Annotated in this window: 8 protein-coding genes; 5 read left to right on the top strand and 3 right to left on the bottom strand. The window is 60.4% G+C overall.

The window, feature by feature from the left end:
• Nucleotides 1-149 precede the first annotated feature (149 nt).
• From trpS to glgB, 5 genes are all read left to right on the top strand, one after another.
• Nucleotides 150-1,256, top strand: coding sequence for a tryptophan--tRNA ligase (gene trpS / locus EKN07_RS07945; protein WP_126146111.1), 1,107 nt, complete (start codon nucleotides 150-152; stop codon nucleotides 1,254-1,256).
• A 215-nt stretch (nucleotides 1,257-1,471) separates the two neighbouring features.
• Nucleotides 1,472-3,619, top strand: coding sequence for an alpha-1,4-glucan--maltose-1-phosphate maltosyltransferase (locus EKN07_RS07940; RefSeq protein WP_126146110.1), 2,148 nt, complete (start codon nucleotides 1,472-1,474; stop codon nucleotides 3,617-3,619).
• Nucleotides 3,616-5,370, top strand: a complete 1,755-nt coding sequence (gene treS, locus EKN07_RS07935) for a maltose alpha-D-glucosyltransferase (protein WP_241228155.1) — start codon at nucleotides 3,616-3,618, stop codon at nucleotides 5,368-5,370. Before EKN07_RS07940 ends, treS begins: the two co-directional genes overlap by 4 nt.
• 17 nt (nucleotides 5,371-5,387) lie before the next feature.
• On the top strand, nucleotides 5,388-6,839 hold the full coding sequence (locus EKN07_RS07930) for a phosphotransferase (protein ID WP_164546638.1): 1,452 nt from the start codon (nucleotides 5,388-5,390) through the stop codon (nucleotides 6,837-6,839).
• 269 nt (nucleotides 6,840-7,108) lie between these two features.
• On the top strand, nucleotides 7,109-9,400 hold the full coding sequence (gene glgB, locus EKN07_RS07925; RefSeq protein ID WP_240611242.1) for a 1,4-alpha-glucan branching protein GlgB: 2,292 nt from the start codon (nucleotides 7,109-7,111) through the stop codon (nucleotides 9,398-9,400).
• A gap of 337 nt (nucleotides 9,401-9,737) precedes the next feature.
• Here the strand turns inward: glgB and EKN07_RS07920 are convergent, their stop codons facing one another.
• From EKN07_RS07920 to EKN07_RS07910, 3 genes are all read right to left on the bottom strand, one after another.
• On the bottom strand, nucleotides 9,738-10,664 hold the full coding sequence (locus EKN07_RS07920; protein ID WP_108716105.1) for a sugar ABC transporter permease: 927 nt from the start codon (nucleotides 10,662-10,664) through the stop codon (nucleotides 9,738-9,740).
• Complete coding sequence (locus EKN07_RS07915; protein WP_108716106.1) at nucleotides 10,664-12,262, bottom strand: ABC transporter permease subunit; 1,599 nt, start codon at nucleotides 12,260-12,262, stop codon at nucleotides 10,664-10,666. Before EKN07_RS07915 ends, EKN07_RS07920 begins: the two co-directional genes overlap by 1 nt.
• 84 nt (nucleotides 12,263-12,346) lie before the next feature.
• Nucleotides 12,347-13,597, bottom strand: a complete 1,251-nt coding sequence (locus tag EKN07_RS07910) for an extracellular solute-binding protein (protein WP_126146108.1) — start codon at nucleotides 13,595-13,597, stop codon at nucleotides 12,347-12,349.
• Nucleotides 13,598-13,732: the final 135 nt, after the last annotated feature.

Raw genomic sequence — 13,732 nt, 5'->3', positions numbered from 1 at the left:
CCTCTTGGCCGATCCACGCGAGAAAGGACCGCGTTAGCGGCTACGACGTCCACAATTGATCGTTGCGGCCCGGTGGCCGATAGACCTGGTAGCCGATAGAATTGCCTGGCCGCACTGCGCTACTGCGGGCACGGATGAGGAAGGACATCATGACGAATAACGCCGCGGACACGTTCGAAAACTCCACCGATCACGCGTCGTACCTTCGCGCCCGCGAAACAAGCGAGAAAATCGAGGCCGCGCTGGCAAAGGATCCGAGCCAGTTCCGAGTTCTTACCGGTGATCGCCCCACCGGTCATCTTCATATCGGCCACTATTTCGGCTCCCTGCACAATCGCGTTCGCCTCCAGCGCTCCGGTGTGGAGACCTGGCTGGTCATTGCCGATTATCAGGTGATCACGGACCGAGACGGCGTCGGCCCCATCAAGGAACGCGTGTACTCCTTGCTGGCCGACTATCTCGCGGCGGGGATCGATCCTTCAACAGCCACCATTTTCGTACATTCCGCGGTGCCCCCACTCAATCAACTTATGCTTCCTTTCCTCTCCCTCGTCACCGAATCGGAGCTGCACCGCAACCCGACGGTGAAAGCCGAGCTGGAAGCGGCCACCGGGCGCACAATGACCGGACTCATGTTGACCTATCCGGTTCACCAGACGGCGGACATCCTCTTCTGCAAGGCGAATCTGGTTCCCGTCGGAAAGGATCAGCTGCCGCATCTGGAGCAGGCGCGCGTTATCGCTGATCGTTTCGAATCCCACTACGGCCATCCCGAAGGCAGTGATTCCCCGATCTTCCCGCGTCCCTACGGTCTGCTCTCCGAATCCGACACGATTCTCGGACTAGACGGCGCCAAGATGAGCAAGTCGCGTCATAACACCATCGAGTTGCGTATGGATGCCGATGAGACGGCCCGTCTCATTAGGAAGGCAGTCACCGACTCCGAGCGTTTCATCACCTACGACCCTGAGAATCGGCCGGAGGTGTCGAACCTGTTGACCATTGCCGCACTGTGCCAGAATCGGCCCGCCGAGGAGATCGCCGCCGAAATTGGAAACGGAGGGGGCGGAATGCTGAAGAAGGTCGTCACCGAATCTTTGAATGAGTACCTCGCCGAGCATCGCGCCCGGCGCGTTGAGCTCGAGAAAGACCCTGCTCAGTTGCAGAATATCCTGCACGAGGGTATTGAACGCGCGAATGCCGTCGCCGACTCAACCCTCGCCGAAGTTCGCGAGGCCATGCGCATGGTCTACTGAGGCTGTGCGGTTTGATTCGGCACGGCCCGAACGGAACCGCTGCCAGCCCCGCGCCCGTGCATCCCATCGAGGCCGAGCCTTTTCCGGCGTCGTCGGGGCTGAGGGGCGCACCAACAACCGAAATACCGCCGCACGCACCACGCGTTCCAGGAAAGGAGAAGGGCAATCTTCCCAACTGGGCTGCGCGTGGGCGGTAAACATCATAGGGTGAACACGTGACGAGCAATAACACACCAAATTCCCGGCATGCCCGCCGCTCAGCCGCGCCCGCACGGCCGGATGCATCCACTCAGACCACTACTCGGTCGGCTACGACCACGTCCAGGGCACCAGTCGCACCCGCCTCAAACGCCCCCATTCCGGCACCTTTCGCGCCCATCGGCCGTATTCCGATCCGGGATATCTCACCGTGCATAGAGAACGGTTCTTGGCCTGCCAAGGGAACGGAGAACGAAGCCTTTCCCGTGCAGGCCACCGTGTTCCGCGAAGGGCACGATCTCTTCTCCTGCGAAGCCGTACTGGTGAACCCTCGCGGCGAAGAGGTCCAGTGCGCGCCCATGGTCAATACGCAACCCGGATTGAACCGATACGAGGCGTGGCTAACCCCGACCTACCCCGGCGACTGGTCCTTCTTCGTGCGCGCCTGGTCCGATCCCGTTGGCACCTGGCGTCACAATGCGGAGGTGAAACTGGCCGCCGGTATCGACGAAGAACTCGTCCTCTTGGAAGGCGCCAAACTACTTGAGCGTATCGCCGCCAATGTGCCCGCCGACAGCACGGAACTTGCCCTGCTGGAGGAGTCCACCTGCGTGCTCGGCAAACAGCATCTGGAGCCCGCACTGCGCTATCAGGCGGCGACCAGCCAGCAGATCGACGCCCTGCTGGAGAGGTATCCACTACGGGATCTGGTCACCGAATCCTCCCGTTTCCCGCTGCGCGTCGATCGTATCCGCGCGCTCGCCGGGTCTTGGTATGAGATTTTTCCGCGATCACTGGGGGCCTACCGGCGTGAGGACGGAACCTGGGTGTCGGGAACTCTACGCACCGCAGCCGCCGAGTTGGATCGCATCGCCGCCATGGGGTTCGACGTCGTCTACCTCACGCCGATCCACCCCATCGGGACGACGAACCGCAAGGGCCGCAACAATACGCTTGTTGCCGAACCGGAGGATCCCGGTTCGCCATATGCCATTGGCTCGCCCGATGGCGGCCATGATGCGATTCATCCCGATCTGGGCACTTTTGCGGATTTCGATGCCTTTGTGGACGCGGCACGCGAACGCGGGATGGAAGTGGCGCTGGACTTGGCGTTGCAGTGTTCGCCTGATCATCCCTGGCTGAAGGAACATCCCGAATGGTTCACCACTCGGGTAGACGGGACTATCGCCTACGCGGAGAATCCTCCGAAGAAGTACCAGGATATCTATCCATTGAACTTCGACAACGACCCGGAAGGGATCTACCGTGAAATCGTCCGTATCCTCGAGGTGTGGATTGACCACGGCGTCACCATTTTCCGCGTTGATAATCCGCACACCAAGCCGGTTGCCTTCTGGCAACGGCTACTCGGCGAGTTCCGGGCGACGCACCCCGAGGTTCTTTTCTTGGCGGAGGCCTTTACGGCACCGCCCATGATGCAGGGACTCGGTGCCGTCGGATTCCACCTCTCATACACCTACTTCGCCTGGAGGAACAGCAAGAAGGAGATCGAGGACTACCTGTGGGAACTGGCGCGCGAGTCGGATGCGAGGCTGCGGCCCGCCTTCTGGCCCACTACGCATGACATCCTCACGCCGTACATGCAGCACGGCGGTCGTAATGCTTTCGCCATCCGCGCCGTGCTGGCTGCGACCGGTTCTCCCACCTGGGGCATCTACTCCGGGTACGAGCTCGTTGAAAACGTGCCCCGCCCCGGTTTCGAGGAACAGATCGACAACGAGAAGTACGAGTTCAAGCCGCGTGACTGGGATGCCGCTCGATCAAACGGCATCCAGGATTTGCTCACGTCGCTCAACCGTATCCGCTCTCGGCACACCGCGTTGCAACGCCTGCGGGAATTGCGTATTAATCCGACGTCGAACGACGCCGTCCTATCCTTCACGCGCTTCAGCCGCCCGGAGGAGAACAACGGAGAGTCCGATGCCGTTATCGTTGTCCTGAATCTGGATCCGGGTAACGCGCAGGAAGCCCAAGTGCGACTGGACCTCGGCCCACTGGGGATCACTCCTGCCGGTGAAATGCCAGTTATCGAAGTGACTGATGAACTCAGTGGAGCTACCTACCAGTGGAACGATCACCCGTACGTTCGTCTCGACCCGTACTACCAGTGCGCACATATCCTGTCCGTGAAGGTACTGAGGTGAGCGAATCTTCGCCGCTTCCCTCCCTTCCCCTGCCACGTGACCTCGCCCGCCCAGGCCTGTCCGATGATCCACAGTGGTTCCGGCACACGGTCTTCTATGAAGTCCTATTGCGCGCCTTCGGCGACAGCACCGGTTCCGGCAGCGGTGATATCCGCGGCCTGACCGCACGCCTGGACTACCTGCAGTGGCTGGGTGTGGGATGTCTGTGGATCCCTCCCTTCTACCCCTCGCCGCAACGCGACGGCGGGTACGACGTATCGGACTTCACCGCGTTGGCCGAACAGTACGGCACGCTTGACGACTTCGCGGAGCTCCTCGCCGAGGCGCATGCGCGTGGAATCCGCGTCATGATCGACCTGGTGATGAACCATACCTCGGATGCGCATCCTTGGTTCGAGGCCTCGCGCTCGAATCCCGCTGGTCCATATGGAGACTTCTACGTGTGGGCGGATGACGATTCCTCCTACGCCGACGCTCGCATCATCTTCACCGATACCGAGACCAGCAACTGGACCCTGGACCCCGTGCGCGGCCAGTATTTCTGGCATCGTTTCTTCTCGCACCAGCCGGATCTGAACTACGAGAATCCCAAAGTACAGGCAGCCATGCTTGATGTCGTGCGGACATGGGCACGGCGGGGCGTCGATGGATTTCGGCTTGACGCCGTGCCCTATCTCTTCGAAAGCGAGGGCACCAACTGCGAGAATCTGCCGGCAACCCACGACTTCCTCGCGGATCTGCGTGCCATGCTTGATGCCGAGTTCCCCGGCACGGTACTGCTGGCGGAGGCGAATCAGTGGCCCGACGACGTCGTCCCCTACTACGGGACCGCCGACCGGCCGGAATGCCACATGTGCTTCCACTTCCCCGTGATGCCGCGTATCTTCTACTCGCTACGCGACGAGAAGGCCACGGCGCTGCGCAATATCCTGGCAGCCACTCCGGCGATTCCACCAGGCACCCAGTGGTCGATTTTCCTGCGCAATCACGATGAACTGACACTGGAGATGGTGACGGACGACGAGCGGCGCAACCTCTACGACTGGTACGCCCCCGCCCCTCGCATGCGTGCGAACGTGGGAATCCGGCGACGTCTGGCTCCACTGTTGGAGAATTCCCGCGCGGAGATCGAACTCTCGAAGGCCCTGCTGCTGTCGCTGCCCGGCTCTCCGTGTCTGTACTACGGCGACGAGATCGGAATGGGCGATGACATCTGGCTGCCGGACCGCGATGGCGTGCGTACCCCCATGCAATGGTCCCCCGATCCCAGCGCCGGCTTCTCCACGGCAGATCCCTCCAACTTCTACCTGCCATTGAACAACAATCCACACTTCAGCGGCCAGGTGGTGAACGTGGAATCGCAACTGTCGCAGCGCTCCTCGCTGCTGCTATGGATGCGTAACATGCTCACCGTGCGCCGACGGCACACCGCTCTTGGCGATGGCGACTTCAAGCTGCTCACGTCGAGTAACGACTCGGTCCTCGCCTTCACGCGATCCAATGCCTCTGAGACGCTGTTATGCGTTATGAACTTCGCCAGCACCCCGCAGGCCGCCAGGTTACAGATCGCCGACTTCGGCGGCGCACAACCAATCGATGTTTTCGGAGGAGCACGCTTCCCGAAACTCACTCATAAGGGCTCATGCACCATAACGCTCGGGGCACGAGGATTCTATTGGCTCTTGCTGCAGAGACCCTCGCGTTCCAAGGCGAATCGGCGGCGAGCCCGCGAACAAGAAAGAAACCGCTGACCCTACCGATGAGTGCCATGAACCGTGAACCAGTGGATTCCTTCGCAAGCCTCGCGCCCGCGCTCGCCCCGTGGTTGTCAGCTGCGCGCTGGCATCTCGGTAGCACCGCAACACCCGAGATTCGCCTAACCCTCCCCGTTGCCCGGGCCGCCGGTGTGGAGCTGCATTGGGTGGTGGTTGCCGACGGTGACGTCACCTACAACGTTCCTCTCACCTTCCGCGAGTCGGCTGCCGATGAGCAGGCGGTTCTTCCCGCCCCGATCACCGTGTGGGAGAACTGGACGGTCCGCGACGCGACGGATGACCCCTTCGGTCAGCATGAGCTTCTGCGGCTCATTACACGGGGGCCGGTGTATTCCGGCGGCACCGACTCGTCTGCGGCCGGACTGGCGGACACCGCACCGGTGTGCGAGGAGAAGGCGGGGTTGGCCACTCACCGCCTGTGCGCGGTGCAGCCGCGCACCTCGGCCCGACGTCTTGGCCGCGAACAGTCCAACACCTCCATCGTGTACGATGCCGCGCCTCCGACGTCGCCCGCTGCCGACGAAATAGGCGGCGCGGCCGGATCACCGGATACGCCCGAGTCTCCCCACATGGCCGACACAGCAGCCGCAGCGGCCACCACTTTTGCTGGTCCGATTATTCTTAAGCTGTTCAGAGTGCTGCATCTCGGCGAGAACCCCGACGTGGAACTACAGCAGGTTCTCAGCGATTCAGGGGCCGTGCCGCTTCAGATCGGCTCGGCACAACTACTTTTGCACACCGGCCATGCTGACGTGCTGACAGCGCAAGAATTCCTTCCCACGGCCACCGATGCCTGGGAAAGTACCACCGCCTCGCTTGCCACCGGCCGCCCGCTGCCTCGCGAGGAGTTCGTTGAACTGGGCCGCACCACCCGCCGGATCCACAACATCCTCGCCGCCTCCCTCCCGGTGGTCGAGGCCACCGCCGACAAACGCCTCCAGCTGCAAGACTCCTGGCTGCAACGAGCCCGGAAGGCGATCAATCTTGTACCGCAACTGGCCGAGTACACGGATTCCATTGCGTCTATCTTCGGCGCCACGCAGTCCGTGCCGTGGCCACCACTGCAACGTATCCACGGTGACTACCATCTTGGTCAGGTATTGCGAAGCGCCCGGGGCTGGGTGGTACTCGATTTTGAGGGCGAACCACTGCGACCTCTGGCGCAACGCCGTCAACCGGATCTGGCGTTGCGCGACGTGGCCGGAATGCTACGCTCTTTTGACTATGCGGGCGGCACCGGCTCCGAACACCAGGAATGGGTCAGCACCACCCAGCAGGCCTTCCTCTCCGGCTACGGTGCTCTTTCGGAGGAGCACAAGGTTCTTTTGCGCGCTTTGGAACTGGACAAGGCGCTCTATGAGGTGGCATATGAGGCCGCCACCCGCCCCGCGTGGCTCCCCATTCCGCTCGTCGGCGTCCATCGTATTCTCGGCGCGGCACACTGAGGCCACCTGCCGCCGGGCAATGGCCGAGAGGCTTCCACTGCTCTCTCAGCTGGACCCGCGCTGTACACAGCCGGACCGCATGCGGCCATGTCACCGTTGCTGCTAACCGCTACGCGCCCGGACCGCATAGGCACATGTGCGCACAGGAGCTACCGATTACCTCCCCAATGAACGCTCGCCTGTACCCCGCTAGCCAATTGCGGGAAACTCCTCATCAATTCGGCGGGTAAACGCTCCCGTAACGGGTCGCAATATGAAAGAGTATGACCATGAGCGAAACCGACTACGTGCCCGTCAGCACGAATATTCTCGACGGCGTTTCCAACGGCTGGTATCACGCCCCACATGATGTTCTCGGCCCCCATGTGGGCACCACGAGCGTCACCATCCGGGCTATCCGGCGTCTCGCTGACCGTGTATTCATCGAGACCGTCGATGGCCGCACCGAAGCAGTCCACGAGTTCAATGGCATCTGGCGCGCAGTCCTGCCGGGAACCGCCATCCCCGACTATCGCGTAGTCGCCGTCTATGGCGATGTCGAGAACCGGACGGATGATCCCTATAGGTACCTGCCCACCGTGGGCGACGTTGATACGTACCTGTTCAGCGAAGGCCGCCACGAGGAACTCTGGAAGGTCCTCGGCGCGCATGTCCGCTCATACCCGAGCGAGCTCGGTGAGGTAACCGGCACAAGTTTCGCCGTCTGGGCGCCCAATGCGAAAGCGGTGCGCGTTATCGGAGACTTCAATGGCTGGGATGGATCGCTGCACGCCATGCGGACCATGGGTTCTTCCGGTATCTGGGAGATTTTCATTCCCGGGGCAACCGTGGGAGCCCGCTACAAGTACGAAATCCAGTACCCGGATTTGTCCTGGCATCAGAAGGCCGACCCGATGGCACGACGCACCGAAGTGCCGCCGTCGACAGCGTCGATCATCACCGATTCGCACTACACCTGGGGCGATGAGGAATGGCTCACCGAGCGGGCCAAGCACGACCCGCATGCGGGCAAGGTCAGCATTTACGAGGTGCATCTGGGTTCGTGGCGGCCTGGCCTCGATTACCGCACCATGGCGGAGCAGCTGGTCGGTCATATCAAATACTGCGGCTTCACACACGTGGAGTTCATGCCACTTGCCGAGCATCCCTTCGCTCCATCCTGGGGCTACCAGGTCACCGGCTACTACGCTCCCACGGCACGTTTCGGCACTCCAGACGAACTGCGCTATCTCATTGACCGGCTGCATCGCGCCGGTATCGGCGTCATTATGGACTGGGTCCCCGCCCACTTCCCGAAGGATGACTGGGCGCTCGCCCGCTTCGACGGAACGGCCCTGTATGAGGATCCCAATCCGCTGCGCGGCGAGCATCCGGACTGGGGCACACTGGTCTTCAACTTCGGCCGACGCGAGGTCCGCAACTTCTTGGTTGCCAACGCACTGTATTGGCTCAAGGAGTTCCATATCGACGGAATTCGCGTAGATGCCGTCGCCTCCATGCTCTACCTCGACTATTCGCGCGAAGATGGGCAGTGGCAGCCCAACGTGTATGGCGGCCGCGAGAATCTGGAAGCTATTTCCTTCCTGCAGGAGGTCAATGCCACCGCCTATCGTTGCGCCCCCGGCGTGATGATGATCGCCGAGGAGTCAACCTCCTGGCCCGGCGTCACCGGCATGACCGACAATGGCGGACTCGGCTTCGGGCTGAAGTGGAACATGGGCTGGATGAATGACACCCTGCGCTACTTGGAGGAGAAGCCCATCAACCGCCGCTGGCACCACGGTGAGATCACCTTCTCTCTCGTCTACGCCTTCTCAGAACACTTCCTGCTGCCACTGTCACATGACGAGGTGGTACACGGTAAGGGATCCCTCTACTCGAAGATGCCCGGTGACGATTGGCAGAAGCTGGCCGGAGTACGTGAGCTCTTCGCCTACCAATGGTCGCATCCGGGCAAGAAACTCCTGTTCATGGGCCAAGAATTCGCCCAGATCGAGGAATGGAATGAGTCGAGGGGTTTGGATTGGTGGCTCACCGACGACCCGTCACACGACGGCGTGCTTTCACTGGTACGCCGCCTGAATCAGGTCTACCAGGAGCATCCTGCCCTGTGGAGCGACGACTTCACCAACCACGGCTTTGAGTGGATCGACGTGTCCGACGGCGACCACAACGTGCTGTCCTATCTGCGCCGCAGCGCCGACGATGAAGACATTATGGTCGTCATCTGCAACTTCGCCGGCGTGCCCCAGAATGACTACCGGGTCGGTTTGCCTTCCGATGGCCAGTGGGATGAGATCCTCAATACCGACGCGTTGGAATACGGAGGCTCCGGCGTAGGCAACTTCGGTGCTGTCACGGCCGAACCGGTGAGCTGGAACGGGCGGCCCTTCTCCGCCTCCTTGCAGCTACCGCCCTTCGGCGTCGTCTACCTCACACCACATCGTCCACAAGATGACGAAACGGAGTCTGAAGCCGCCATTGCCTCCGACTCCGCCACGGCACCCATGTCCGCAACGTCGGTGGATGGCGACTCTGCAACTGAGGAATCGACTCTCTAACAAGTGAAACGGCGGGCGGCGTCGGCGGCAGTAGTCCCTTTGATCTACCGCTGACCTCGCCTGCTTTTTCATGCCACCACCTGACACGGACGGCAGAGGTGTGTAGCTGCTGCGTTCCGCCAGGAAGAGGTCCGGCCGATGCCGGAGCACTCTGCTCAATCGCCGGGGCAATGGTCGCCCGTTCAGGACTGATATCCACAGGCACTCAACCGGCTAAAGCAATACGAGGGAACACCCAGGTGTTCCCTCGTATTCGTTTGACGAGTTTGGTCGGTCGCGCCTCCTAGATCGACCATTCCCAGCCATGTGCGGCAGAATAACCTCTGCCCGGATCGGGTTAGCCCTTGACCGAGCCTCCGGTCAAACCCGACACGATGTACTTCTGCAGGAAGAGGAATAGCAGCAGGATCGGCAGCGCCGCAATAATCGCTCCCGACGTGAACCAGTCCCAGTGCTTCTCGTTTCCACCTACCCACAGATTCATTCCAACAGCCATCGTCCAGTTGCTCTGCCCGGTCAGAATCACCTTCGAGAGGATGAAGTCGTTGAAGCAGCTGATGAAACTCAGCAGCCCGACGACGGACAAGATCGGCGTGACAAGCGGCATGATGATGGTCCAGAAGATCTGCCCATGGGAAGCACCATCAATCTTCGCAGCCTCATCCAGCTCCATCGGAATGGAGTTGAAGGTGCCGTACATCAAGAAGGTGTTCGCGCCGAGTGCTCCCCCGAGGTAGACGCAGATCAGCGCCAGCTTCGAGTTGATTCCAAGCGCCGGAACAACGTTGCCCAGGCTCAGTAGCAACAGGAAGATCGCAACGAAAGCCAGCAGTTGCGGGAACATCTGCACAACCATGAGTGCCAGCAAGCCCCCGTTGCGGCCCTTGAATCGATACCGCGAAAAGGCGTACGCCGCAGCCGCGCCCATGAGGACGGTTCCCAAAGCCGTGATGATTCCGATCACCAGCGTGTTGCGGAACCAGGTCCAGAACAGCGTGTCACGCCCCAACTCCACGAAGTTTTCCAGGGAGACTGCCGAGAACAGACTGTTCGACGATGTCAGCGTCGTACCGATATGCGGGTTCAGCGCGGCCGAAAAAACGTATAGGATCGGGAACGCAGCGTATATGACGGCAATGATGCCAATGACGTGCCGGAAACCCACCTCGGCGAACCAACGTCCGAAGGGGCGCCGGTGCTCTTTCGTCGGAGTGGCAATGGATGGCTGACCTTCCGCCGCCGTGATCGTAGTTGTTTCACTCATCACTGGGCCCCTTCCATCGCACGCGACTTCCTGAAGCTGATCATCGAGATCGTCCCGACGATGATGAAGATCAGAATCGACATGGCAGACGCGAGTCCATAGTTGGCCTGCGCCTTACCGGATAGTCCGGATATCTGGTACACCATGGAAATCAGAATGTCCGTTGCGCCCACCGGAACCGACGCATCCTCGAATTGCGGGCCGCCTTGCGTCAACATGTAGATAAGGTTGAAGTTATTGAAGTTGAAGGCGAAGGAGGAGATCAGTAGCGGCGTCACCTGCGTCATAAGCTGTGGCAGGGTGATGTAACGCCACACCGTGAACCCGTTCGCCCCATCGATCTTCGCTGCTTCGTTCAACTCGTGTGGAATGGACTGCAAGGCTCCCGTGCAAATGAGGAACATGTACGGGAATCCCATCCACAGGTTGACTAGGATCACCGACACCTTTGCCAGAGTTGGATCGGTTAGCCACGGCAGATGCGATCCGCCAAGCAGTACCTGATTGACGAAGCCGTACTTCGCGTTCAACATACCGGCGAACAGGAATGCCGTCATGAAGGAGGGGAATGCGTACGGCAACAACATGATGGTGCGGTACACCTTTCGCCCGCGCATGCGGGAATCGTCCATGACGATAGCGAGTACCATCCCAAGCAGGAATGTCGTGGCAACCGAGAGGAAGGCGAAGAGGAATGTCCACACCAACACACGCAGAAACGGTGTTGCGTAGCGTGTATCAGCGAAAGCATCGGCGAAGTTCTTGAATCCGACGAACACCCGCCAACCGATTGTCAGAGTTTCTCCTTCGTCGGAGACAAAGAAGCCCGTCTTATTGTCGGCGTGATAAACGACCCCGGTCTCGGTGTTGGTTATTGTGTCGGTGTCGGGATCGTAGTCAAGGATCGAACGGAACACGAAGCCGGTACTGCCCGTCTGCGTGCCGATTGCTCCTTCCTCGGGATCATCGGACAACGGGACCCGCAGATCCGCAACCTCCGACTGCCGCGATGCCCAATCACTCATCGTCAAAAGATTCCAGCCCGGAATCTCGGTGATCGTGGTGCCCTCAACAGCAGCATCCGGTATCTCGGCAAGCGGTTCTTCCGCCGTTCCCACGCGCACGACGTCGTCATCCAGGACTGCGAAACCGAGTTTGCCGTCCCTCTCGACGACGACGAGGGGATACTGAGCGGATCCTTCCACACGCCGCGTGTTCTGCAGCATAAGCGATGTGATGGCACCGCCCTTGTCTAGTGTGTGCCGATGTCCATAGTTGGTGAACGCCACGTAACCGGTGTAGAGAATGACGAAGATCTGGAACACCAACAGGAAGACAAGGCCGGGAGCCAAATACTTCAACGCCAGTGTCCGCTTGGAGAAGTAGATGTAGTCCACCGCCAGGAGCAACACGGTCATCAAGGCGAAGATCAGCCAGGCCTGCACCGTGAACGCTGCGACGATGACATACAAACCCACGGCGTTAACCGCCGCCATGAGAATAAGTTTGACGAAGAAGCCGGTCCGCCATGTCGTCGCATGTGAACCGCTTACTCGCGGCTCAGTTGCAGCCTCCGGCTCAATCGAAGTTTCTGCCATCACGTGCCTTCCTCACATGAGGGGTGCCGTGGCGCACCGGATGCGCACCACGGCACCCCTCACGATCACGAACTAAGCGGAGACTTAGAGGTCGCCCTCGATATCGGAGACCATCTTGTCCCACACTCCGGCAGGATCATCGCTTCCCTTAACAAGCTGCGCCTCTGTGGAACCCCAGTAGTTCCACACCGCACTCATTTCCGGGATGGACGGCATGAGGGCGCCGTCGGCTGCAACCTCGGCAAAGCCGGCGGTCACGGGGTTTTCGGCCGCCTTCTCGGCGACGGCAGTCATGGCCGGCAGACGGTTACCCGCCTCGTAGATGATCTGCTGCACATCCTCTGTGGCAACGTAGTTGACGAGGAAGTCGGTAGCTGCCAGCTGGTTCTGTGCCTGCGCGGACAGGTAGAAGCCCTGCACGCCTACGAAGGGCTGCGCGGTCTCGCCACCGGCGGATGGAATCGGATCCACAGCGATGTCGATACCCGCTTCTTCGAAGTCGGCAACCATCCAGGGGCCGCCAACAATGTACGGAGCGTTACCGTTCTTGAAGGCGTCAACGGCAATGTCGTAGGTCATGTTGGTATCCAGCACACCCGTACCGGCCTCACCCTGATCGTTGAGCCACTGCGCGAACTTCTGACCATTCTCGCCACCGAGGGCCAGCGTGGTGTTGTACTCGCCGTCGTCGTCCAGCTCGAACACCGGCGCGCCGAAGGACGTCTGCAGCGCGTAGTAGGTGTACGGGTCGCCCTCGGCTCCGGTCTGAATGAGGAAGGGATACTCGGTGCCCGCAGCCTTACCCTTCTCGATCATCTCATCGAAGGTATCGGGGGTGGAGTCTGCCAGCGCGGTATTGCGGATAATGGCGACGTTCTCCATCGCGTACGGAAGGCCGTACACCTGGCCGTCATTGGTGAAGGCCGTCAGAGCCTTCTCGTTGAACTCATCTGCCTTGTCTCCAAGTTCGAGCGGAGCAACAACGCCATTGGCCACCAACTCGCCCAGCCAGTCATGCGCACCAACGGTGATGTCCGGGCCTTCCCCGGTGGGTACCTGGGCGAGGAAGTCCGCACGGATGTCATTGAATTCCTTAGTGACCAGTTCCACCTTGTTGCCGGTCGCTTCCTCGTAGGCCTCGGCGGCTTCTTCGAGTGCCGCCTGCCGATTGGTGTCTGTCCATACGGTGATAGTGATGCCATCACCCTCGGCAGTTGTAGTGGTGCTCTTGTCTGTTGTGGCGCCACTTGTTTTGTCTGTTGTTGAATCGTTTCCGCAGGCAGCAAGCGTTAAAGCAAGCCCGGCGGCGGTGGCAAGTGCTATGCCCCTTCGCATCTCGATCTCCTGATGTATTGATTGTGTGAACCGAGTCGTTCAATTCACCACAGCCGTGTGACATGAACGATTAAAATGAGAATATATCCGCTCTGTAAGGTTCTGCAAGTAATTTCAGAAAATTGTCATCATCCT

Source organism: Actinobaculum sp. 352 (genome assembly GCF_003957265.1).
In the GTDB taxonomy this organism is placed as follows: domain Bacteria; phylum Actinomycetota; class Actinomycetes; order Actinomycetales; family Actinomycetaceae; genus Asp313.
The sequence above is the reverse complement of the archived record's forward strand: the minus strand, read 5'-3'. Positions and strand labels throughout refer to the sequence as shown.